The 22194-nt window shown below is 50.8% G+C and carries 24 protein-coding genes; 14 read left to right on the top strand and 10 right to left on the bottom strand.

Annotation, left to right across the window (positions count from 1 at the left end; genetic code table 11):
• Positions 1-111: 111 nt before the first annotated feature.
• The 6 genes from Dvar_RS24160 to Dvar_RS24135 all read right to left on the bottom strand — a co-directional run bounded on the left by Dvar_RS24160 (position 112) and on the right by Dvar_RS24135 (position 5949).
• Complete coding sequence (locus Dvar_RS24160; RefSeq protein WP_419655682.1) at positions 112-993, bottom strand: SDR family oxidoreductase; 882 nt, start codon at positions 991-993, stop codon at positions 112-114.
• On the bottom strand, positions 990-1856 hold the full coding sequence (locus Dvar_RS24155; protein WP_419655681.1) for an alpha/beta fold hydrolase: 867 nt from the start codon (positions 1854-1856) through the stop codon (positions 990-992). Before Dvar_RS24155 ends, Dvar_RS24160 begins: the two co-directional genes overlap by 4 nt.
• A gap of 30 nt (positions 1857-1886) precedes the next feature.
• On the bottom strand, positions 1887-2867 hold the full coding sequence (locus Dvar_RS24150; RefSeq protein WP_419655680.1) for a hypothetical protein: 981 nt from the start codon (positions 2865-2867) through the stop codon (positions 1887-1889).
• 30 nt (positions 2868-2897) lie between these two features.
• Complete coding sequence (locus Dvar_RS24145; protein ID WP_419655679.1) at positions 2898-3647, bottom strand: hypothetical protein; 750 nt, start codon at positions 3645-3647, stop codon at positions 2898-2900.
• 179 nt (positions 3648-3826) lie between these two features.
• The gene (locus tag Dvar_RS24140) at positions 3827-4480 is read right to left on the bottom strand and encodes a CPBP family intramembrane glutamic endopeptidase (RefSeq protein WP_419655678.1); all 654 of its coding nucleotides are present in this window, start codon (positions 4478-4480) and stop codon (positions 3827-3829) included.
• The gene (locus Dvar_RS24135; protein ID WP_419655677.1) at positions 4447-5949 is read right to left on the bottom strand and encodes a HEAT repeat domain-containing protein; all 1503 of its coding nucleotides are present in this window, start codon (positions 5947-5949) and stop codon (positions 4447-4449) included. The genes Dvar_RS24140 and Dvar_RS24135 overlap by 34 nt, the downstream gene beginning before the upstream one ends.
• 224 nt (positions 5950-6173) lie before the next feature.
• Between Dvar_RS24135 and Dvar_RS24130 the strand changes: the two genes are divergently transcribed.
• The 11 genes from Dvar_RS24130 to Dvar_RS24080 all read left to right on the top strand — a co-directional run bounded on the left by Dvar_RS24130 (position 6174) and on the right by Dvar_RS24080 (position 16496).
• A complete protein-coding gene (locus Dvar_RS24130) occupies positions 6174-6329 on the top strand; it encodes a hypothetical protein (RefSeq protein WP_419655676.1) in 156 nt (51 codons plus the stop codon).
• A 449-nt stretch (positions 6330-6778) separates the two neighbouring features.
• Positions 6779-7861 carry an AI-2E family transporter gene (locus Dvar_RS24125; protein ID WP_419655675.1) on the top strand — a complete coding sequence of 361 codons (1083 nt, stop codon included), beginning with the start codon at positions 6779-6781 and terminating at the stop codon, positions 7859-7861.
• A 70-nt stretch (positions 7862-7931) separates the two neighbouring features.
• Positions 7932-10430: a DNA gyrase subunit A gene (gene gyrA, locus Dvar_RS24120; RefSeq protein WP_419655674.1), complete on the top strand. Its 2499-nt coding sequence runs from the start codon at positions 7932-7934 to the stop codon at positions 10428-10430.
• A gap of 2 nt (positions 10431-10432) precedes the next feature.
• Positions 10433-11470, top strand: a complete 1038-nt coding sequence (locus Dvar_RS24115) for an NAD(P)H-dependent glycerol-3-phosphate dehydrogenase (protein WP_419655673.1) — start codon at positions 10433-10435, stop codon at positions 11468-11470.
• Between the two features lie 67 nt (positions 11471-11537).
• The gene (gene radC / locus Dvar_RS24110; protein WP_419655672.1) at positions 11538-12260 is read left to right on the top strand and encodes a RadC family protein; all 723 of its coding nucleotides are present in this window, start codon (positions 11538-11540) and stop codon (positions 12258-12260) included.
• A 27-nt stretch (positions 12261-12287) separates the two neighbouring features.
• Positions 12288-12557: a hypothetical protein gene (locus Dvar_RS24105; protein WP_419655671.1), complete on the top strand. Its 270-nt coding sequence runs from the start codon at positions 12288-12290 to the stop codon at positions 12555-12557.
• Between the two features lie 80 nt (positions 12558-12637).
• Positions 12638-13834 (top strand): phosphoglycerate kinase, encoded by a 1197-nt coding sequence (locus Dvar_RS24100; RefSeq protein WP_419655670.1) that lies wholly within the window; start codon positions 12638-12640, stop codon positions 13832-13834.
• Positions 13835-13870: 36 nt separating this feature from the next.
• Positions 13871-14587, top strand: a complete 717-nt coding sequence (locus Dvar_RS24095; RefSeq protein WP_419655669.1) for a TVP38/TMEM64 family protein — start codon at positions 13871-13873, stop codon at positions 14585-14587.
• Between the two features lie 204 nt (positions 14588-14791).
• The gene (locus Dvar_RS24090) at positions 14792-15853 is read left to right on the top strand and encodes a hypothetical protein (RefSeq protein ID WP_419655668.1); all 1062 of its coding nucleotides are present in this window, start codon (positions 14792-14794) and stop codon (positions 15851-15853) included.
• Between the two features lie 46 nt (positions 15854-15899).
• Entirely contained in the window at positions 15900-16166 is a 267-nt protein-coding gene (locus tag Dvar_RS24085; protein ID WP_419655667.1) for a hypothetical protein, read from the top strand.
• A 9-nt stretch (positions 16167-16175) separates the two neighbouring features.
• On the top strand, positions 16176-16496 hold the full coding sequence (locus Dvar_RS24080; protein WP_419655666.1) for a YhbY family RNA-binding protein: 321 nt from the start codon (positions 16176-16178) through the stop codon (positions 16494-16496).
• Between the two features lie 6 nt (positions 16497-16502).
• On the opposite strand, the gene Dvar_RS24075 is transcribed toward Dvar_RS24080, so the two are convergent.
• On the bottom strand, positions 16503-18461 hold the full coding sequence (locus Dvar_RS24075; RefSeq protein WP_419655665.1) for a penicillin-binding protein 1A: 1959 nt from the start codon (positions 18459-18461) through the stop codon (positions 16503-16505).
• 208 nt (positions 18462-18669) lie between these two features.
• On the opposite strand from Dvar_RS24075, the gene Dvar_RS24070 reads away from it, so the two are divergent.
• Complete coding sequence (locus Dvar_RS24070; protein ID WP_419655664.1) at positions 18670-19017, top strand: hypothetical protein; 348 nt, start codon at positions 18670-18672, stop codon at positions 19015-19017.
• 507 nt (positions 19018-19524) lie between these two features.
• Here the strand turns inward: Dvar_RS24070 and Dvar_RS24065 are convergent.
• From Dvar_RS24065 to Dvar_RS24055, 3 genes are all read right to left on the bottom strand, one after another.
• A complete protein-coding gene (locus Dvar_RS24065) occupies positions 19525-19734 on the bottom strand; it encodes a hypothetical protein (RefSeq protein ID WP_419655663.1) in 210 nt (69 codons plus the stop codon).
• A gap of 504 nt (positions 19735-20238) precedes the next feature.
• Entirely contained in the window at positions 20239-20379 is a 141-nt protein-coding gene (locus Dvar_RS24060; protein WP_419655662.1) for a hypothetical protein, read from the bottom strand.
• On the bottom strand, positions 20379-20945 hold the full coding sequence (locus Dvar_RS24055) for a YajG family lipoprotein (protein ID WP_419655661.1): 567 nt from the start codon (positions 20943-20945) through the stop codon (positions 20379-20381). Before Dvar_RS24055 ends, Dvar_RS24060 begins: the two co-directional genes overlap by 1 nt.
• Before the next feature lie 295 nt (positions 20946-21240).
• Here Dvar_RS24055 and Dvar_RS24050 point away from each other — a divergent pair, with 295 nt between their 5' ends.
• On the top strand, positions 21241-21921 hold the full coding sequence (locus tag Dvar_RS24050) for a DUF1847 domain-containing protein (protein ID WP_419655660.1): 681 nt from the start codon (positions 21241-21243) through the stop codon (positions 21919-21921).
• 15 nt (positions 21922-21936) lie between these two features.
• Positions 21937-22194, top strand: coding sequence for a hypothetical protein (locus tag Dvar_RS24045; RefSeq protein ID WP_419655659.1), 258 nt, complete (start codon positions 21937-21939; stop codon positions 22192-22194).

Genomic DNA, 22194 nt, shown 5'->3' with positions numbered 1-22194 from the left:
TCAGGAAAAACGTCTGGCCGATGCCTTCCTGTTGATTAAAAATGGTTAAGGATCGGAAATTTTATAAATTGACCAAAATTGCTTGTTCTTGCGCCCGTCTTCGGTGTTGCATCAATGTCTACATACTTCGAGTAAGCATTCCAATTCCTCTCGAATCGGTCTGGGACAAAAGCCCATGGCATTGGCCCGATGGCTGTCAAGACAAACATCGGGGGGACGTTTGGCCGGCATTTCGATGTCCTTTTGCCTGCAAGAAATGATAGTGGACCGAGGAACGCCCAGCACATCCGCCACCAGGCATCCGAATTCATATCGACTGATACACGTCGGGCCACCCAGATGGATAATTGGCGGCTGTGCCTGCAACGCGATCATCAATCCATGTGCAGCCGACCTTCCGCTTATGGGGGTCCGATATTCGTCAATGAACAGTTTTGGCTGCGGTCCTTCTGATAAGGCGCGGATCAGGGACTGGAGATAGTTTTTTGCGACCGGTCCCGGATCTCCGAACATCAACGGCAGACGGCAGATAACGGTACTCGGATATACGTTTTTCATCCCATTTTCCGCCAGGACTTTCTGCTCGCCATAATGGTTTACCGGACACGGTGTGTCATCCTCGGTATAGGGGGCGTCGGTTCCATCGAATACCAGGTCGGTTGATGTGAAGACGCATGGAATGTCTGCCTCGGCGCATAGCCCGGCCAAATGGATGGACGCCTGCGTATTGATCGCACTGGTTTGTGCGGGGGTTTGTTCACAAACATTGGGATCAGATATCGCCGCGGTGTGGATAACGGCATCGGGCATGATGTCAAGGAAACACTTTTTTAGGTCCGGGTAACGGGAAATGTCCGTTCGAAGGATGCTTGCGCCAGAAATGGCCACGGGATGGCTCAGGCAGATACCGTAAACATCCCAATGGCGCATTGCATGGTGAATGACATGCCAACCCAGAAATCCACTTGCACCAGTAACGAGTAGTTTTTTCATTGTTGGATGGATCGAACAAAATCAAAAATAATTTCCAATATTTGCTTTGATTTCTCCATGGGAACCAAGTGGCCGGCGCCGGCAATGCGCTGGAATCGCCCATTGGGAAACTGGGAGGCGGCCGCGGCAAGGTCGATATGTTGCCGGTTGGTGCTTTGACCACCTTCGATGACCAGAACCGGGCACTTGATTTTGGACATCAAGGGCCAGGGATCATGGGATTTGTCACCCATGTAAATCGCTGCCTCGCGGGGCGGTGGACAGGTCAGTTCAAGGCCTCCATCTTTATCTGCCATGGTGCCGTGTTCTATGTAAAGATCGAGAAATTCATCTTCCCAGTTGGCAAACAGCGGTTTGGTCTTCAGATAGGCCTTGACATCCGCCGCGCTGTCCCAGTGATTTCGACGCTTCAAAGACTTGGACGCCAGCGGGTGATCTTCGGGACCCAAATCCATTCGATAATAATCCTCAGGGAAAAAGATTGGCTCGATCAGGATCATTCCCGATGCATTGAGGCCAAACACAGCCTGGGCATAGGTCATCACGGTTCCTCCCATGGAATGCCCGATTAAGACCGGCCGGTCGACCTTCAGTTGATAGCAAAGCTTGGACAGGTCTTCGGCAAGCAGCATCCAGTCCAGGCCACCACTATCAATGTCCGCGATTCGATGGTCGCAAAAATAGGGCGCAATTACCCGATGCCTGTCTGCCAGTGCGCCCGCAATCGGGTGCCATAGCCAAGGCAGAAAACCGGTGGCATGGAGCATCATGAGCGTCGGTTGGGAGCCTTCATAACGTAGGTATTGCAGATTTGTATCACCGATATTTTCTGAGAAAATTTTGGGCTTTTGGAGGGGCATCATCAATTTCCAACCCTTCAAGAAGAGACATCATCATGCCGCTTGCGACCGTTCGCTCGGCGGACGCTCATAGGCATCCACCAAATCCTGCCAGGCCTGCCTGTAAACGCGCACCCCCTCGGCTAATTTTGGAATGGCACGGGATGCCACGCTGTCGTATCGATTGCGATCCATTGGGTTGACGTTTTCGTAACGGATGGCTTTTAAATAAGCCAGGGTCTCCAGTGCAAACGCCATGCGCCTGGCCCGTTCCGGTGTGGGGGGGCGGTAGCGGTAAGTGGTTCTGAGATGTTCCACCTTTTTGGGATCAGGTGGCAGCAGGGACAGGATATCACCGGCACCGGTGCACAGCTTCTGGTGCGCATCTCTTAGCCGTTCCAACAGCTTTTTAAGATCTCTGCGGCTGCGTACGACCATGTCGGCAACTTGCTGAATACCATCTGGTTGCGGGTGTTTATGGTATTCCACCGGCGTCATGAACAGATAGGCCAGCTGCAGATTGTCGGTTCCCTTGAGCCGGCTGCTTTCAATCTGGCGCCTGACATCCGAAAAACGCAGGCAGTCCGTGGCGCAGATATGCAGGACCTTGTCTTGCAGGATTTCATCGAGGATCATTGATGAGGAGATCTCTGGTGTGTTGAGTCGCATCTCTATCCTGCCGCAGGTTTGATCAAGGCATTCGTCCATCAGTGAACGCATGAACAAAGGGCCTTTGGGACGCACACGGGCCATATGCCGTTTCATTAAATTCAAGCCCCTGTAAATGCCGTACATCAGCCAAAGGATGATCAAAAGCGGCAAAACCGGTCCAAAGCGTCCCAGGTGGTTCAAGGTACCACTTTGCTCGATCGCCGAGTAAACGATGATAATCAGAATCAATCCCAAGAAAATGGTGGCTGCCACCGGATTGGGAATAAACCCGGCTTGACTGGACAACAACCCGTTGTGATGGCAGGTATTGCGTATCCAAAAGACAAGCCCGCGTCTGACTGTTCGATCTACCGTTTGAGGCATGCTATCGTTTGAATCCACGGTTGTGATGATTTATTTGGATGGGGGAAGAATCTTGAGGTTTTCCCGCTCCTGGGTGAGTTCCTGGTGCGACGACGGAAGCAAATGCTTCTGGCTGATCAGTTTGCCGTTTTTGTCGATCACCGTATCATCTTCCATGATGAGAAAACCGAGCTTTTCCATAACGTCATTGCGGTAGCGATACTCATGTTCCATATGTTTCTTGCTGAGCTTGTAGTTGCTTACAATCCAGGCGATACCAAAGATCATGCCGGCGACCAACAGCACCCCACAGGCAATCAGGCTGTAGGTGACCATTTTTTCACCGGCGTTGAAAATAAACAGAAAGATTGCATCCAGTTTGTAGAAAAGCACCGTGCAGGCGACCAGAACAAAAAGCACCGGCAGGAAAGGGACTTTCTTCATGTGATGCAGGAACAGGTTAAACTGAAAAAGTTTGGATCGCCGGTCGTCATCTTCCGCAGCGGTGCTCCCATCTTCGCCGGCTGGGGGCAAATTACCAAAGATGAACTGGTTGAAGGCCAGAATAAATACCCCCAGCAAGAAGGTGATCGCTACCGGCGTGATGAAGGATACATAAAAATAGAATTTCCAAGGAAACGGTCCTTTGTTCGGTCCCAGGTTCCCCAAAAAACTCACCAGAAAAATTAAAATCTCAACGGCGACGATGAACCAGAGAAAATTGACAAAAAAACTTTTCAGCTCCACCCCATCGAACAAGGTCGCCAGGCCCGTATGTTTTTCTTTTTTATCCGAACTCATTTTTAAACTCACAATATGGTGCCTCCCATGCACGCCAGGAGTCTGTATTCCTTTTTTTAAGGTTTAAAGTAATTATAAATGTTAATGCATACCGTCCGTATTGCAAATCTAAAGTTTATTAAAACCGGTGGATGCTGTCAAGGTGCGATCATTGGTCGTTTGTGGTTTTAGTTCCGGGGTTACCAAAAAATGTTGAAAAAGGGCAATGATAGCGAGAAGATGGCCAAATTGCCCAACATGTGAATGACGATGGGAACAATCAGAGAGCCTTCGATATGGTAGGCGATGGCAAAAACCATTCCGCCAACAATCTGGGTCACGGGCAGGGTCGGCAAATGCAGCACAGCGAAAAAAGCGGTAGAGATGAAAAGGGCGGCCATGAATCCCCAGCGCCGCAGATAGCCGAAAATCAGCCCCCGAAAAATGACCTCTTCGGTGATGGGGGCGATGATACCGCCCACCCCAAAAAACAATACCTGCTGTGCAGGCCCTGACGGCAGGGGGGTACGAATGATTAAAAATGGATTCTGGCCGGCCATGAAAATACCCAAAAACAGCAAGCCGGCCATAACGGCGAAGCCGGCAGACCAGATCAGCCCTTTTTCCAATCCCTTGCGCCATGTATCGCGTCCCAGCCCCAGCGCCTGCCAATCGCTTACCATCAATGCAAACAGGGACAGCACCGCTGCCAGCTGAATCGCCCGGGTGATGCAAAGCATCCACAATCGAGACAGCTGGAACCATTGGGCCAACTGTGCCATGCTCACCTCAACCAAAACAACTGTTGCCAGCGAGGCGATCAGAAAACCAAGGGAGATCGTGGCTGAACCCATCCAAGTGTCCTCAAAGCGCGGTAAGCATACATTTGTATATACCAGGCCGGTGTTGTATTGATACAATTAATAATTTGTGGAATCATGCGTTGATCTTTGCGTTTGCCCATGGCCAGCAGCGCCTGGCAGGCAACGATGGGCACCGGGTCACTCGCCAGATGCTGCAACATGGCCGTTGCCTCGGGACGCTTGGCATTTGCCAGGCTACGGGCCAGCCAATACCGCTCGGCAATAAAGGGGCTGGTTGCCAGCGCATGACTGACCGCTTCAGCCGAGATGTCCTGTTTGTTCCGGCAGACGCGTCGCAACGCCGCGATGCGGGAGGCATAAGCGGGGGATGCCAGTTCCAGTAGTGGATTTTGGGACGATTGGGCCGCCACATGGCCAAGATAAACCGGAGAAAGCAGGAACAGGCCGATGACAACACAAAGACAAACGGCAATCACAAGCGATAGCCGTACAGGAAACAGTAAACTGGGAAGGGCGACCAGAAAGCTGAATATCACACTGTAAAGGACCAGGGGAAAACCGATTAAAAGACACATGAGGGTCAGCTTTCTGAACATGCGGTTTCGATCCTTTTGGTCGGAATACCGCTCTAGGACCTGTTGCGGGTGGTCGAACAGTTCCTCGGCGGAAACCGTCAATATGCGCTGTTTGGCATCTCTGATGGAAAAATGGGCGGCCTGTTTGTCCTTTTCGATGGTCAGGTCGGCCGGATACCCCTCCGGAACGGGCAGATAGTCATGGGAACGCATGATCCGCTCCAACCGTTTATAGGTGGTGGGGGCCAGGTCCGCTTTTAGTACACAGGTTCGGATCTGTTTTTGTGCCAGAGATTTAAGAGCCTCAGCGGGAAACAGGGTATAGTTGTAGTAGGCATTGGTTATGGCCGATCCGATCCGGTTGGAGAGCAGCAGGTGATCGCGGATGTTGGTGAAAAGCTGTTTGTCCAAAAAAAGTCCCCACATCAGCGTTAGCACAAGGGCCGCAGAGACGGGCCACAGCACACCTTTAGGAGAAATAAGCGTGGTTTGTGCCGGAAGCAGCAAGATTGCTGCAATGGCCGTGACCAGCGGAACCACGATCAGATAGATCGACGCAACGATGTTGAGTCCATCATCGTTAACCAAGTATAAGGCGCCCATCCACGCCAAGAGAACCAGCAGGGCTTCCTGTCGGCGGCGTTTAAATACACGGTCCCATAGCCAGACAAGACCCAGGGTCACCAGTGAGAGGCCGGCGCCGATGCTTAAGGTAAAGAAAAGCCCACCGGCCATGGCTGTGGTCAGCATGCCGAGGCGGGCGCTGACCGGCGCATTGGGAACGGGCATGTATCCGCTGCGCACCACCGCTTCAATCGTCTGCAACAGGTTCAGATTGGACATATATACATGGGTGGTGGCGACGATTTGAGTGCTCAACAGACCGATACCGATAACGGCTACGGCATAAAGTTGGCGTTTCATTTGCTTTTGAACACTCCAGCGTAAAATGACGGTGATTGATGATTGCCTTGCCGGACACAAAAAACCATATCAATAGTGCCGTCATTAATCAATAAGAGGGATGCGGCCCGATGTGATTTTTTTGTTTACTTTTTCAGCATTTACTGTTAGGAAAAGAACGTTTATCGATGTTAAAATAAACCTCGCCAAACCGCCATACCAATGGCGACAGGAGACGCGAAAGTATGGATATCAGCCGAAAGTTGGGAATCTTGGTATTTTTTGGTGTGCCGGCCATTATTGGCGGCGGGATTGTTTATGGTGCAGCCGGTAACTATATCGCGGTAGCGGTTTACGAGATCATTTTGTATATTATCGCTGGAGCCATTATAAGCAAGTGAGCCACATCACCGCTCGGCTACCGATTCCGGCGGACAACTGACCAATCGAGCCTGACCTTTTAGCATCTCTTCTGCGCAAATGCCTCTTTATTTGTTCCCAAGGCGTTTGCGCAGATTGCGTTATGACCTTAAGGCCTCTTAAGACAACATTGTTTGCCAGCGTTTGGTCCGTCCAGGAAGTGGAAGAGGACGGATCTAAGAGCCTGTTTTAGAACTCTGGATCAGGCCCGATAACAAGGCGGAAAGTGGCTCGAAAGCGGAGCATATATGTAATATGTGAGCATTTTGAGCCACTTTCCAACGCCGTTAGCGGGTCTTAGACGAATTTATCAAACAGGCTCTAAGGACTAAAAATGAATCACTGCTCGGCTTGGCATAAGGGCCTGATTCCGGGACCGGTAGGGTGTTGCCGATTTATTCAGTGGGCCAGGCCGGTTTTTGGAGAAACCATGGTCGATCGTACTTCACAAAATATGATTCTGTGGTTCTTTCTGGCCTGTTTTTTAATCTCCATTTCGTTTATGGGATGGCTTTTGTCACCCTTCTTTTCCATCCTCGTTTTGGGTGCTGTGGTCGCCGGTGCGTTTTTTCCGGTTTTCCGGGGACTATCCATCCATGAAAAAATCCGCCCGGGCTTTGCCTCATTGTTAACCTGCTTGTTGATTTTTTTCGTGCTTTTCATTCCCATTGTCTTTTTTGTGGGCGTGCTGGCCCAGGAAGCATCCGAACTGATTCAGCTGGCCAAAAGTCCGGCCCTGTCCAACTTTATTACCACCCATTTTACCAACAGCGCCCTATTGGAGCGCATCAATCCGCTTTTGGCGATGTTTGATTTTACCATCACCGGCGAGGAACTCAATCGGACCCTTTCCGAGATCGGCAGGGAGGTCGGCCGGTTTCTGTACGATCAAGCCATGGCCATCGCTTCCAATACACTGGCTTTTATCGTCAGTTTTTTTCTCATGTTATTGGTCATTTTCTATTTGCTCATTGACGGACACAAACTGGTTCAGTTTCTCATCGATTTGTCACCGCTGCCCGAGGATCAGGACAGCAAATTGATTGGAAAATTCTACGATATGGCCAGCGCCATTCTGATTGGCAATGGACTGTGTGGTGCCATTCAGGGCATTGCCGGTGGCGTCCTGTTTTGGATTTTCGGATTGCAATCCGCTTTTTTGTGGGGGGTGATCATGGCCCTTTTGGCATTTTTGCCGATCATTGGTATTGGGGTCGTGTTTTTGCCCACCGTGGTGTTTCTTTTTTTGAAAGGGCGGGTTGCGGTCAGCATCTTTTTTTTGGTTTTTTACCTGCTGCTGTCAGGTGGGGTCGAATACCTGTTAAAGCCCCGGGTGGTTGGTAAAAAGGTTCAGATGCATACATTGGTCGTTTTTTTGGCCATTATCGGCGGGCTAAAAATTTTCGGTATCCTCGGGATTATCTATGGCCCGCTGATTGCCACGGCTTTTCTGACATTGACCGATATATACCATACCAGTTACCAGAACATCGTTGAGAACTCTCAGCACTGAACGAAATCAACGCTTTTGTGGACCCAGATCAATTCAGGCGTCATAACAAATAGACAAGGATAGTGCACGAATGACAGACATTTCAACCGAAGAAACCCCGTCCGGCCCTGAAATCAGTATTGAGACTGAGATGAAACGCTCATATCTCGATTATGCCATGAGCGTGATCATCGGACGGGCGCTTCCCGATGTGCGTGATGGACTCAAACCGGTTCACCGTCGTGTCCTCTTTGCCATGCGGGAGCTGAAAAACGATTACAATAAGCCCTACAAGAAATCAGCCCGCATCGTGGGGGACGTGATCGGTAAATACCACCCCCATGGTGATACCGCGGTCTACGATACGATTGTCCGTATGGCCCAGGATTTTTCCATGCGCTATCCACTTGTGGACGGCCAGGGGAACTTTGGTTCCATCGACGGTGACTCGGCCGCGGCCATGCGATATACCGAAGTGCGCATGACGAAGCTGGCCCAGGAAATGCTCGAGGACCTGGACAAAGAAACCGTTAACATGGTCCCCAACTACGATGAGAGTTTGGACGAGCCATCGGTGCTGCCGGCCAAGTTTCCGGCCCTTCTGGTCAACGGTTCGTCCGGGATCGCCGTGGGCATGGCCACCAATATTCCGCCTCATAATCTGTCCGAGGTGATCGAAGGCATCAAGGCCCTGATCGACAACCCGGACATTACCTGGACTGAGCTCATGGCGCACATCCCCGGCCCGGATTTTCCCACCGGGGGTATTATCCACGGCATTCATGGAATTCGCGATGCCTATGCGACGGGGCGCGGAATTGTGCGCACCCGCGCGGTGGTGAACATTGAGGAGGACCAAAAAACGGGACAGGAAACCATTGCGGTAACCGAGATTCCCTATCAGGTGAACAAGGCCCGATTGTGCGAGAAAATCGCCGAGTTGATGAAGCATAAAGTGATCGAGGGGCTTCGCTATGTCCGGGATGAGTCCGACCGGCGCGGCATGCGCATCGCCATGGGGGTCAAAAAGGACCATATGGCCGGCGTGATTGTCAACCAGCTGTACAAACACACCCAGATGGAAACCAGCTTCGGGATTATCCTGCTGGCCGTGGTCAAGAATCGGCCGCAGGTACTCAATCTGAAACAGATCCTGGAGAATTTCGTCCTGCACCGCAAAGAGATTGTCATCCGGCGCACCCGCTATGACCTGAACAAGGCCGAAGCCCGGGCCCATATCCTGGAAGGACTCAAAGTCGCTTTGGACAATCTGGATGCCGTGGTCAAGCTGATCCGGGAGTCCAAAACTCCCCCGGAAGCCAAGGACCGGCTGATGCAGACCTTTGGTCTGACGGCCATTCAGGCCCAGGCCATTTTGGATATGCGTCTGCAGCGGCTCACCGGCCTGGAACGCGACAAAATTGTGGAAGAGTACGAGGCGGTGCTCAAGGATATCGCCCGGTATAAAGAAATTTTGGGCAGTGAACAACTGGTGCTGGGAATTATCAAAAACGAGCTGGACATCCTCAAGGGTGAATACGGTGACGTGCGCCGAACTCAGATCATGGCCGACACCCGTGAGCTGACCATCGAGGATATGATTGCCGAAGAGGATATGGTGGTCACTATCACCAACACCGGATATATCAAACGCAATCCCATCACCTTGTACCAGAGTCAGCGGCGGGGCGGAAAAGGCAAGACCGCCATGGGCACCAAAGAAGAGGATTACGTGACGCATCTGTTTGTGGCGTCGACCCACCACTATTTCCTCTTTTTTACCAACTGGGGCAAGGTGTATTGGTGCAAAGTCTATGATATCCCCCAGGCCGGCCGCCAGAGCCGCGGCAAGGCCATTGTCAACCTGCTGGAATTTTCCAGTGGCGAACGCATGACCGCTGTGCTGGCGGTGCCGGCCTTTGAACCGGGCCTCAATGTGCTCATGGCCACCCGCAAGGCAACGGTCAAAAAGACAGATTTGATGGCCTTCAGCCGGCCGCGCAGCGGTGGCATCATCGCCATCAGCCTGGCCGAGGGCGATGAACTGATTGCAGTGAAACTCTCCGATGGCACCCAGAATGTCTTTCTGGGCAGCGCCACGGGCAAATCGATCCGTTTCCATGAATCGGACATTCGGGCCAGTGGCCGCACGGCGCGTGGGGTAAGGGGGATGAACCTCGCCCCGGAAGACCGCGTGGTGGGCATGGAGGTCATGCAGCACGGACAGACCCTGTTTGCCGTAACCGAGAACGGGTATGGCAAGCGCACCTCCATTGATGAGTATCCGATTCACAAGCGCGGCGGCAAGGGCGTGATTACCATTAAAACCAACGAACGCAATGGACAGGTAGTGGGCATTATTCTGGTCAACGACAAGGATGACCTGATGCTCGTGACCGATCGGGGAAAGTTGATCCGTATGCCGGTTTCAGGCATTTCGGTGATCAGCCGCAACACCCAGGGGGTGCGTTTGATTGTCATTGAAGCCGGCGAGCGGGTGGTCAGTGCCGCCCGTCTGGCCGAAGCAGAAGAGCAAACCAGCGACGAGGCGGACGGGGATGAATCCTTGCCCCTGGCGCCTGAGGAATAAATATGATCCAAACCAATATTGATGTGAAAACGACGCGTATCGGCGTGGTCGGCGCCGGTAGTTGGGGCACAGCCCTGGCCAATTTGTTGGCGCATAAGGGATTTTCGGTTGCGCATTGGGTTTATGAAACCGATGTGAAAGAACAAATGCAAAAGGATAGGGAAAACCGGCGCTTTTTGCCTGGTGTGACCCTGTCTGAAAATCTGCATCCTTCGGGTGACCTTGAGGCTGTCGTGGCGGACAAGGACCTGGTGCTTGTCGTCACACCGTCCCATGTGACCCGGGAGACCATGTCGCGCTGCGGCTCGGCCATCGGAGACCGGACGATCGTGGTGAGCGCATCTAAAGGCATTGAAAATAAGACTCATTTGACCATGTCAGGGGTGCTGAGCGAGGTGATTCCAGGGCTGAGTCCTGACCGGCTGGCCGTTCTCACCGGTCCCAGCTTTGCCCGAGAGGTAGCCCGAAAGGTGCCCACCGTGGTTACCGTGGCATCCAGTGATGCGGATACGGCGGTTTTTGTGCAGCAGGTCTTTGTCACCAATTATTTCCGTGTTTACACCATTGAGGACATGATCGGTGCCGAACTGGGCGCTTCCGTGAAAAATGTGATTGCCATTGCCGCCGGGGTGATTGACGGATTGGGCCTGGGGCTGAATACGCGGGCGGCCCTGATTACGCGGGGGCTGGTGGAGATCCGTCGTTTGGGACTGGCCATGGGGGCCCAGCCAAGAACCTTTACCGGCCTGGCCGGCGTGGGGGATTTGATTTTAACCTGCACCGGTGATCTGAGCCGCAATCATACCATTGGCAAACAGATCGGTGAGGGGAAAAAATTAAACGATCTGCTGGCCGAGATGCACATGGTTGCCGAAGGTGTCAAAACTGCAAAATCGGTGTATAATCTATCGCGGAAACTGGGCGTTGAGATGCCCATTTCGCATGCCATCTACCATCTGCTCTATGAGGATCTGGATCCGAAAATTGCCCTGCATCAGTTGATGACCCGGGATCTAAAGCAGGAATTGGACGAGATCTAAACAATTCGTCCTTACCCTAGAGATGCGATCCATGTTTTTTTGTGGCCGGCATTGAAAGGAGAGGCTTGTGGATCAGGATCAGAAAAACCAACCGCATAAGGGGGCCGGGCACCGACAGCGACTCAGGGATCGATTTTTAAAGTCGGGGCTTGACGGATTTCACGATTATGAGGTCGTCGAACTATTGCTGACGCTGGGAACACCGCGGAAAGACTGCAAAGGGACCGCCAAAGCGTTGATGAAGCGATTCAAGACCCTGTCGGGGGTCCTGGGTGCTTCGCCGGCGGACCTTTGCCAGGTGCCCGGCGTTGGACCGATCAACCTGTTTGGGTTGAAGCTGGTGCCTGCCGTGGGCCAGCGATACCTGAAACAGCAGATTGAAGGCAAACAGACCCTGACCCATTCGCGGGCGCTTTTCGACTATCTCAACCACAGCATCCGTGATAAAAAAAAGGAATGTTTTATCGCCATTTACCTGGATGCCAAAAATCGGGTGATTGCCGATGAAATTCTTTTTTCCGGAACGGTGACCGCCAGTGCCGTTTATCCCCGAGAAGTGGTTAAGGCGGCCTTGGCCAATACGGCTGCGGCGGTCATCTTCGCCCATAATCACCCTTCCGGTGACCCGACGCCGTCGCCCGATGACATGGCCATTACACGGAAGCTGATTCAAGCCTGCGCCCTGATTGGGGTTACCGTTCACGAACACCTCATTATCGGCGCCGATGGATATTTCAGTTTTGCCGATCAAGGCCACATTGCCAGAATGAAAGCAGACGCGCAAACCTAAAAACCGATCAACACGACGAGACACCCAATGACCGTCAATCAAAGTAAATACCCGCCCTGTTTTGGAGACCTGGAAACCGTTTTTCCCTTAGGAGAGGATGGGTTGCGGCATAGTCCGGAATCGTGCATGCCCTGCTGTTACAAGACACAATGCCTAAGACAAGCCATGGCTCAAAAGGACGGTATCAAGGTCCGGGAGGAGATGATCGATCGGGCCTATGCTTCAGGGGTGATGGGATTTCTCGATCGCTGGTCGCACAAAAAGGCATTACAGGCCAAGAAACAAAAAAGCAAATAAACGGATTGAGCGATTATTTTATTCTATGAATTCATCATCAGGGTTTCCCTCGCGAAACCGCCAATGCTCAGGAGGACCCCATGGCCAAGCTTAACGTTTCCGATATCGATGTCAAAGGCCGCCGTGTGCTCATGCGGGTGGATTTCAATGTCCCCTTAGAAAACGGCAAGGTTGCCAATGATAAACGCCTGCGTGCGGCGCTGCCCACCATCCGTCACATCCTAGCGCATGACGGACGGCTGATTTTGATGTCTCATTTGGGACGCCCCAAGGGAAAACGTGTGCCTGAACTCTCACTCAAGCCGTGTGCCGCGGCGCTGCAAACCCTGTTGGGACAATCGGTGGCCTTTGTCGATGATTGCATCGGTGAAAAGGCCGAGGCAGCGGTTCAAACCCTGTCGGACGGGCAGGTGCTGCTATTGGAGAATCTTCGTTTCTACAAGGCGGAAACGGATAATGATGAGACCTTTGCGCGCAGTTTGGCGGACCTGGCGGAGGTGTATGTCAACGATGCCTTTGGCACCGCTCACCGGGCGCATGCATCCACGGCCGGGGTGACCCGGTTTTTGCAACCCAGCGCGATGGGGTTTCTGATCGAAAAGGAAATTGCCTATCTTGGCGACGCCCTGCAACAGCCCAAACGTCCCTTTGTGGCCATTCTCGGGGGCGCCAAAATATCCGGAAAGATCGACGTCATCGACGCCCTGCTCCCCAAGGTCGACCGATTGATTATCGGTGGGGGCATGGCCTACACGTTTTTCAAGGCCAAGGGGCTTGAGATCGGTGGGTCTCTGGTTGAAGCCGACAAGCTTGACCTGGCCCGCGCCCTGATGGAGAAAGGGGGCGACAAACTGGTTCTGCCGGTTGATTGTTTGTGCAGCGACCAGTTTGATTTTAATGCAAGAACCGTCGGGTCATTGACACCCACGGCCGTTGATGCCATTGCTGCCGACAGCATTGGGCTGGACATTGGCCCGGCATCCATATCGACATTTGAAAGTATTCTGGCAGGTGCCGGCACCGTTGTATGGAATGGCCCCATGGGCGTTTTTGAAATCGATGCCACCGCTAAAGGGACCTATGCCGTGGCCCGCGCCCTGGCCGACGCCACGCAAAATGGCGCGGTTACGGTGATCGGGGGCGGCGATTCCGCGGCAGCCGTGGAAAAAGCAGGCTTGGCCGATCGGATGTCGCATATTTCTACCGGTGGTGGCGCATCCCTGGAGTTTTTGGAAGGCAAAGTGCTGCCGGGTGTGGCAGCATTGACCGATCGCTGATCGCTGCACGGCATTAACATGTTCAAAGGTGAGGGGTTGAAACCAGACCAGAACAAGAGGCGCTGGTGGATTGTCGGTTGCATGGTTTGTCTGCTGCTGGGACTACTTGTCTTCCGGCACCAGATTGCATCCGGATTGATGACCGGTTTCCGGTGGGTGTCGGACCGTGAAAAGGTAGAACAATTCGTTACCGGTTTCGGTCATGGCGCCCCCCTGGTTTTTATGGGCATGCAGATTCTGCAGGTGGTATTGGCACCCATACCCGGTGAGGCCACCGGATTCATCGGCGGTTATCTGTTCGGTAGCATTAAAGGCTTTATTTATTCCAGCCTGGCCCTGGCCATTGGATCATGGATCAATTTTGCCATTGGCCGGTATCTGGGAAAGCGGTTCGTCAGACGCTGGATACCGGCTGATAAATGGCAACGGTTTGATCATCTTTTAAAGCGTCAGGGCATCATTGTATTGCTCATCCTTTTTATCTTTCCCGGGTTTCCCAAAGATTACCTGTGCCTGTTTTTGGGAATCACCGCCATTCCTCTCAAAGCCTTCCTGTTGATTGCATCGATCGGGCGAATGCCGGGGACACTGATGCTGAGTCTGCAAGGGGAATTTCTGTTTAAAAGAAATTATACTGTTTTCGCCGTGGTGCTTGGCGTTACCGCGTTGGCTGCTTTCTTATGCATCCGATACCGAAAAAAGATTTACGGATGGATGGAAAAACTCAACGGAAAAACAGAAGCAGACCGTTGACCGTTGTCAGTAATCGTGTTATGTAAAAAAAACAGTACTATAGTGTTTAAGATAATGTTTTTGGCAAGGCCTTAAGGGAGGAAGCCGTATTTGTTGTCATACTGCGACGACCGATAACGCAGCCCAAAAACATTATCTTGAATGCTATATCCATATCATCTTCCGTAGTGCAGTGAACCAGTAATCCACCCTAAGGGGGCCGCGGTGGCCTTTTGGAGTGTCAGAGAAGAACTCAGCCAATTCAATCGACTGCGTCGTTCATATTACGAGTTGCTCAGAGACGAGCTCGATCAGTTTATGCTGGACTATGCATTGATCCAGTCCTATCAGCAGTTTGATGAGCGCAAGCAGTCTTATCCATTTATCGAAAAACGGGAGCTAAAACCCCGTGCAAGAATTCCAGGCATCGAATATGAGTGCCAGAAAACCTTTTTGGTGATTTTTGTGGAGGATATTATCCCCGCAAACCACAAGAAGTATATCCGCTTTTTTGATGTCAACAAGCCGACCAAGACCAATCTGCTGGCGTCCAAGGCGCTGCCGCTTCCAGAGAAGTTCGACCGGACCCATAAATATCTGGATTCTGTTCATTTCTACAATTTTTTAGACGTCCTGCTTCCGGTGGATTACGCCCTTTTGATTCAGCGCGATCCCAGCACCCGGGCCACGGATCGGTACAGCCTGACCCATTTTCATGTAAGAGTCGACTGGCCCATCGCCGATGCGGCAGAAGATTTGGCGCAGAGTCTGCGCTACATTTCCAAAGACCTTTATGAAAAAGGCGACAAGTATGCCGAATTGGTCCAGCGCAAGCTTTTCGAATACTATGGCATGCCCGTGATGGTAGGCGGCCGGCGAACGGCAGCGATGGTGGCCGCTCAGTATCTGAAGCGGATTCCATGTATTGCCACGGTTTATGCCGGTAGTAGTGAATCCCGTGCCCTTTATCGTATCTCAGAGCGCGGGGTATCCAAGGCTGCACTGGTTCGGTTTACCAATGATGAGATCCGGCACATTGCCGAATCCCAGAACTTATCTCCGCGCTCATTTCTAAAAAATTATGTGATTGCCAGAAAGGGTAAGTATAATGTTTGTCTTTTTCAGGTAACGTATGCCTATACGGTCCATTCAAGGCCGCCGGAAGACGGAAAACTTCGGGAAATCAACCCGGACGTCAACTGGCTTACTGTCGGGGAAGAACATGTTCTGCCAAAGCCCGGTGTCAGCAAATACCCCCCGATTAATTTAAATTTGATCTACACCTGAATTACTTTCAAGGGTGAGAACTTTAATTCATTCAAAAGGAATCGCCATGGACAAAGTGATCGCCCACCTCAAAAGAACATGGAAGGTATACCTGATGGGCGCCTGGATGATCAGTGTGAGCGGGTTTTTGTACTATTTGAATGGACAGGTACAAAGGATTAATCAGGCCGCCATCAAATTGAGTTCTGATGTGGATTCAATCGAGAGCATTCTCATTAGTACGGATGGTAATGTGGCTGAGGTAAAAAAGCAGGTGGACGATATGGTGGGGAAGATAGAAAATGTTCATAAACGCGTCATGCGGAGGCGGTAAACGTATATTATGGGACAGCTAACTGGATTTCAAAAACGATTTTTGCGCAGCCTTGCTCATCCGCTTAAGCCGGTCGTGTTTGTCGGACAAAAAGGGATCACCGCCGCGTTCACCGAGGCGATGAACGACGCTCTGGATCAGCATGAGTTGGTCAAGGTTAAATTCATCGATTTTAAGGAAAAAATCAAAAAACTGGCCCTGACCCAACATATCGAAAAAGACGCATCCTGTGAAATGGTTGGCATAATCGGGCATGTGGCCACTTTTTATCGTCGTCAAAGCGACGCCAAGAAGAGAAAAATCAATCTGCCTCAGCCGAACAAGAAGTGAAAGAAGTCAATCAAAAGGTTCGGTGCCTTTCACAAACAACGCCGTTACGGCGTGTTGATCGTTTTCGTCTGCTTTTCTGCCGGTTAAGGGATTGATCCTGGTTTTTTTCATATTGTCCGGAATGGTAAAATCAAGCGCTGCACCATCAGCGCTGGCTGCGTCCATGAACTCGATCCAGATGGGAAGTGCTGCCCGGGCACCGGTTTCCAGATCCCCCAGTGGCGAAAAATCGTCCATTCCGACCCATACGCCGGTGGCCACCGACGGTGAAAAACCCACAAACAGCGCGTCCCGGTATTTGTTGGTGGTTCCGGTTTTGCCGGCAAGCGGAAGGTTTAGTTGTTGAGCCGCCTGACCTGTCCCCTCCTTGATTACCCCTTGCAGCATGTCCACCATGATCGCGGCCTGGGGTTCGGTCAAGGCCGGTCGGATGGATGGTTTGACGCGCCAGATGAGGGCATTGTTACGATCCAGCATTTCACTCACCCCAAAAGGGGGAATGCTGATGCCGCCATTTGGAAAAACAGCATACGCCGCCGTGATTTCAAGCAGTGTGGTGCTACTGGTTCCCAGGCCAATGGACAGGTTGGGAGAAAGAGAAGAGCCGATGCCCAATTGATGGGCAAACTGCACCACCGCCGACGGGCCCAATCGTTCAACCAGTCTGACGACCGGAATGTTTTTTGAGTGAGCCAGGGCATAACGCAGGGTCATTTCTCCCTGGTAACTTTTTGAGAAATTTTCCGGCTGCCAGTCTTTATTGTCGCTGCCGGCCTTGAAAACCACCGGTGCGTCCAGGACCAGGCTGGCTTGACTGAACCCATGGGCGATGGCCAGTGCATAGACAATCGGCTTGAACGCCGAACCTGGCTGGCGATGGGCGCTGACCGCGCGATTAAAGGCACTTTCGGAAAAATCACGCCCCCCCACCATGGCCAGAATCCCGCCTGTCTTCACGTCAATGGCCACCAGGGCCCCCTGGGGCGCTGATGAGGTTTGGCCTTGTTGTTTTCTTCTCTCCTGGATTTGCTGCAGGCCTTTGCCCAATGCCTGGCAAGCCTGTTGCTGCAGGCGGTAGGACAGTGATGTGTGCACGGTCAGGCCGCCTTTATAGAGTAAATCCGGACCGACCACCGCTTCCAGGCCGGGTTTGATATATTGAACAAAGTACGGCGCGGCGCCGGCGGCCTTCTCCTGAGCGCTAACCCGTACCGGTTGAGTGATCGCCGCCTGGTACTGATTGTCATCGATCAACCCCTGACGGCGCATGACGCGCAGCACCAGGTTACGCCGCTTGGCGGCCAGATCCGGATGGTTGAGCGGACTGTACGTGGAGGGGGCTTGGGGCAGTCCGGCAATCAGCGCGCATTGGGACAAATCCATCTGGGATGCGGGTTTGCCAAAATACCGTTGGGCAGCCGATTCCACACCATAGGCACCGCTGCCAAAATAGATTTGGTTCAGATACAAAGCGAGAATTTCATCTTTGGTGTAGCGGCGTTCCAACTGAAACGCCAGGATGGCCTCTTTTGCCTTCCGGGTAAGCGTTTTTTCCTTGGTCAGAAAAAGCGTCTTGGCCAATTGCTGAGTGATGGTGCTGGCCCCTTCTGCAAAATGGCCTGCCAGAATATCTTTGACGATGGCCCGTAAAATACCTTTCAAATCAATGCCGCTGTGGGAATAAAAATTGCGATCTTCGATGGTGACCAAGGCGGTAATGAGGTCGGCGGGAAACTGGCCGATGGGAACAATAGACCGCTTTTCCATAAATAATTCGCCCAGCAGCACCTGGTCGGCCGAATAGATATGGGTGATCGCGGAGGGTTCGAAATTTTCCAATTCCCTGATTTGAGGCAGATCACGGGTAAGGGCCAAAAAGGCACCCACGGTGGCGCCTGAAAACAATCCCAGACAAATGGTGATAATGACGATGAACCGGATTCGATTGGGTCGATGGCTATCCATGATGGTATCTGTGTGCGTTGATTGGTTGATATCAATTGTTTTTTATAACTGGTTTTAGCGGGCTTACGGCTGACAGGCAATAGCTGAATTTAGTGAAGAATGGTTGACTTCAACCGGTAGTGAGATTAAATTCAAAAAACTCAATTAGCGAGCCTTCATGGGCAGCGATAAGGTTGTTTCAAATACCCTTTAATTCAGGAGTGAATCCATGTCTCACGATCATGACCACGACCATCATGACCATCACCATCACGATCATGACCATGACCATCATCATCACGACCATGGCCATCACCACGACCACCACGATCACGACCATCATCATGGCCATAGCCCTGCGACAGCCCCCCTCTCATTTGCTGAAAAGTTGACCAAACTGCTCGATCATTGGATTCAGCACAATGACCATCATGCCGAGGATTACCGAAAATGGGCTCAGGATGCTCGCCAGAATAATCAGGCGGCAATAGCCGAGCAACTGGACGCTGCAGCCGAGCTTACCGAGACCATCACCGACCGATTTCGTAAGGCGGCGGATTGCGTGAAATCGGAATAGCAGCTATCCTGGCGGGCCCAATCTGCCTGGCTACCCCCCGAACCATTCAATCGCACGTTACTTTGCGTGACGTGCGATTTTTTAGACATCGGACTGCCTATCACACAGGAGGCCATGAACCAAAAACGAATGATGGATAGGCACACTATACACTGCAATGGCTGCAATGTGGCCTGTCCGGCGAGGCCCGAACAAGTCTTGTCCCACATAAGTTGCAAATATTGATTTGCTTCAATTCCCACCCCTGACAACAGGACAGACAAATCCATCGATCGTCTGTGCGGATCATACCGGCAAGGTTGCATTGAAGGCAATCAAAGGGGCCTATATAATCCAGATTCGAACCACATTCGGCGGCAAGTTCTTTCCAGTGAAGGACATGACCGCAAAACGCACACCTGATTTGCGTATTTTTTGGATAATCTCATTGTATTCAACAATGCTGATCCCGCAGCATGCAGCCAATCGGTCTTCTATATCGGCAAAGTCGATCGGTGTAAAACCGCCTTAACTATCAGCGGTTTTTGTATGGTCCGTATTTTTATAAATAAGAGACCAGTGCTCGTCAAAGAGCCTTTTTTTCAACAAAAGATTCAGCCCTCGCCATAAATGGACCAGGGCGTATTTGATGGCGTTGTTGTCGGGTGCCGGTTCACTGAGTCGATTTACTGCATCTAACAGATGGATTAGGCTGTTTTCCAATATGTTGGATTCCATACCGTTCTCCTATCGAAGAAATATCTTTAAAGATATGATTAATAAATAACACTTTAATAATGCAATGTCATTTTTTCTTCACAGATTCGAATAAGAAGAACGGGTCATCGCTGGGGGGGGCAGGCCACACTTTACTCCACGGTTGAAGCCAACTCATAAAATTAAGGTTTACTATCGAGTGCTTGTTTAATATATTTTATATGTTGAACATGATCCTGCCTTTCGACTGTTTGACAATCCTGAACGCAGTTGGTGGAATGATCATTCCACTTTCAAGTGCATTTCGAAGGTTTTCATATTTCCCGTTAATGGTTGATTATGTTTTCAGTAGCAGATGGTTTGCCCAAAGATACTTATCTTTGAAAGTGGAGATAGCTTCCTAAAACAAAAACCGGTCAGCAATGATCCCTCGGATCACTGCTGTTACACGTCTGCTTTCCAATCTGCTCTTTGACTCCGGTGCACCCAGCCCGGATCAATCCCAGAAAGTATTTATTTGGGGCTTTAACCTTTAATTTTTTGAATCGTAGTATTTTCTTCTGTTTTCCATTCTGTATCTGATTTTTCATCAAGTTTGATATATTTGAGCCCGCCGCAGCCAGTAATGAAAATAATTAGAAACAGTATTGTTGTTATTTTTTTCATTATTTGAAATCTCCTACTTTATTGGTTAATAGCATATTTGTTTCTTTGACTATACTTGGGAGCGATTTTTGGGCTACGTTAAGTATCCTTTCCTCAAACATTCTATCTGGCCACGCGAATGTAATCTTTTCATCATATGAAACAAATTTTCTGGTGTAATATACTTTATCTCCACGGACTGCAACTTTTGCATCGACTGATAATATGCTGTATATAGTGGCAGACCACATACCAACCCATGGTTCAACAAAGAATTGTTTTACATTAAGCGTTACATCAACCTGTTTCTCAGCATTGTTATCATTAATTGAATAGCCCGCATTTGATAATTCTTTTTCGAAAGCGTTTAGAATCCAATCAGCGCATTCTTTATTCAAATATATTTTCGCAGTTTCATTATTATTGCCGCCTTTTTTGACTCCCACAGCTTTAGGATCAGAATCAAATACGGGTGTGTAGTTTACATTCGTAGATATTGAAAAGGCTTTTGTGTTGTTCAAAATATTTGATTGAGGAGAGTATTCTCCTTCAATTGTAATGATAGAGGTGTTCAGCGGGAATTTCATCGATCGATAGTAAAAAATGATGATTGATTACGAGCACGAAAAACGCCAATGCCCGTCATGCTCGTGTTTAAGCTATGCGGTGCTCGTAATCGGAATTGGAAAGGTCGACATGGCACACTTTTAAAAACAACGCCTTCATCGTAAAAGGCTTGCCGATGAAATGAACATTTTCTTGCAGCACTTATTTATATCTGAAATATATATGATCAGGCCATGGAAACTATGTCTAATTTAGTGAAGCTGTGACTTGACGCTCACAAGACCATTAATTCTCAACGATTGAAAGGAATCTGACATGCCTACCGACCTGCCGAATTGCGCACGCTGCCCCTTTAACGCCCCAGACCGATTATGCCAAAAAGAAGGCGGCAAAGCCCCTGATTTTTGCCCAACCCGCAACATGATGGAACTCGCCGAACAAAGCCTTGAAGAATACAATAACACGCCGGGCCTCTTTGAGTTTGCCAGGCAGGCATCCATCCAGGAATCGGAAGGGTATTCAAACAAGGAACTGGGGTATGCACATCTTAGACCCGTAAAAACCCGGATCGAAGAAATCATGGAATTTGCCGGGAAGATGCATTACAACCGTTTGGGTATCGCTTTTTGCATCGGCTTGAGAAATGAGGCCAAGATTGTGGAAAAGATATTTTCATCCAGAGCGTTTGAGGTTGTTTCTGCAGTCTGTAAAGTGGGCCGAATCCCTAAAGAAAAAATCGGCATTGGCAAGGCGCACCAGCTTTCATGGGACAAGGACGAAGAGGCCATGTGCAACCCGGTGCTGCAAGCCATGATTTTGAACAAGGCGCAAACCGATTTCAATGTGCTGTTGGGCCTGTGCGTGGGCCATGACACGCTGTTTCTCAAGTATGCTGAAGCCCCATGCACCGTGCTTGCCGTCAAGGACCGGTTGCTCGGTCATAATCCGCTTGCAGCTGTCTACAATGCTGATAGTTATTATCGCAGTTTGAAGTAAAACGGTAAATGCGCCATGCAACTGGCCTTTGCCTTTATGTATGCCAATGGCGACTGGCTACGGCCGCATTATGACCAAAGCGATCTGATCATACTGTGGGGGCGGCAGCCGATCTATTCCGGTTCGGTTGCACGTCCGACCATCGGCCAAAAATCCGGAAAAGATCGAGGAAAAATACCAGCAAATTGCTGTTTATGGTCACATGAAGAAAATTACACCGTAGGTGACCAAGGCCACCAGACCGGCGGCCATGAATGCCATTTTGTTGGATAG

The sequence above is a fragment of the Desulfosarcina variabilis str. Montpellier genome (genome assembly GCF_048565275.1).
In the GTDB taxonomy this organism is placed as follows: Bacteria; Desulfobacterota; Desulfobacteria; order Desulfobacterales; family Desulfosarcinaceae; genus Desulfosarcina; species Desulfosarcina variabilis.
The sequence above is the reverse complement of the archived record's forward strand: the minus strand, read 5'-3'. Positions and strand labels throughout refer to the sequence as shown.

Excerpts from the sequence above, each read along its gene's own strand:
- Dvar_RS24070 (WP_419655664.1), top strand. The coding sequence starts at position 18,670 with ATGTCTCACGATCATGACCACGACCATCATGACCATCACCATCACGAT.
- Dvar_RS24080 (WP_419655666.1), top strand. The coding sequence starts at position 16,176 with ATGGGACAGCTAACTGGATTTCAAAAACGATTTTTGCGCAGCCTTGCT.
- Dvar_RS24145 (WP_419655679.1), bottom strand. The coding sequence starts at position 3,647 with ATGAGTTCGGATAAAAAAGAAAAACATACGGGCCTGGCGACCTTGTTC.
- Dvar_RS24130 (WP_419655676.1), top strand. The coding sequence starts at position 6,174 with ATGGATATCAGCCGAAAGTTGGGAATCTTGGTATTTTTTGGTGTGCCG.
- Dvar_RS24045 (WP_419655659.1), top strand. The coding sequence starts at position 21,937 with ATGCAACTGGCCTTTGCCTTTATGTATGCCAATGGCGACTGGCTACGG.
- Dvar_RS24075 (WP_419655665.1), bottom strand. The coding sequence starts at position 18,461 with ATGGATAGCCATCGACCCAATCGAATCCGGTTCATCGTCATTATCACC.
- Dvar_RS24065 (WP_419655663.1), bottom strand. The coding sequence starts at position 19,734 with ATGGAATCCAACATATTGGAAAACAGCCTAATCCATCTGTTAGATGCA.
- Dvar_RS24125 (WP_419655675.1), top strand. The coding sequence starts at position 6,779 with ATGGTCGATCGTACTTCACAAAATATGATTCTGTGGTTCTTTCTGGCC.
- gyrA (WP_419655674.1), top strand. The coding sequence starts at position 7,932 with ATGACAGACATTTCAACCGAAGAAACCCCGTCCGGCCCTGAAATCAGT.
- Dvar_RS24155 (WP_419655681.1), bottom strand. The coding sequence starts at position 1,856 with ATGATGCCCCTCCAAAAGCCCAAAATTTTCTCAGAAAATATCGGTGAT.
- Dvar_RS24150 (WP_419655680.1), bottom strand. The coding sequence starts at position 2,867 with ATGCCTCAAACGGTAGATCGAACAGTCAGACGCGGGCTTGTCTTTTGG.
- Dvar_RS24085 (WP_419655667.1), top strand. The coding sequence starts at position 15,900 with ATGGACAAAGTGATCGCCCACCTCAAAAGAACATGGAAGGTATACCTG.
- Dvar_RS24115 (WP_419655673.1), top strand. The coding sequence starts at position 10,433 with ATGATCCAAACCAATATTGATGTGAAAACGACGCGTATCGGCGTGGTC.
- Dvar_RS24135 (WP_419655677.1), bottom strand. The coding sequence starts at position 5,949 with ATGAAACGCCAACTTTATGCCGTAGCCGTTATCGGTATCGGTCTGTTG.
- Dvar_RS24050 (WP_419655660.1), top strand. The coding sequence starts at position 21,241 with ATGCCTACCGACCTGCCGAATTGCGCACGCTGCCCCTTTAACGCCCCA.
- Dvar_RS24105 (WP_419655671.1), top strand. The coding sequence starts at position 12,288 with ATGACCGTCAATCAAAGTAAATACCCGCCCTGTTTTGGAGACCTGGAA.
- Dvar_RS24140 (WP_419655678.1), bottom strand. The coding sequence starts at position 4,480 with ATGGGTTCAGCCACGATCTCCCTTGGTTTTCTGATCGCCTCGCTGGCA.
- Dvar_RS24100 (WP_419655670.1), top strand. The coding sequence starts at position 12,638 with ATGGCCAAGCTTAACGTTTCCGATATCGATGTCAAAGGCCGCCGTGTG.
- Dvar_RS24055 (WP_419655661.1), bottom strand. The coding sequence starts at position 20,945 with ATGAAATTCCCGCTGAACACCTCTATCATTACAATTGAAGGAGAATAC.
- Dvar_RS24160 (WP_419655682.1), bottom strand. The coding sequence starts at position 993 with ATGAAAAAACTACTCGTTACTGGTGCAAGTGGATTTCTGGGTTGGCAT.
- Dvar_RS24060 (WP_419655662.1), bottom strand. The coding sequence starts at position 20,379 with ATGAAAAAAATAACAACAATACTGTTTCTAATTATTTTCATTACTGGC.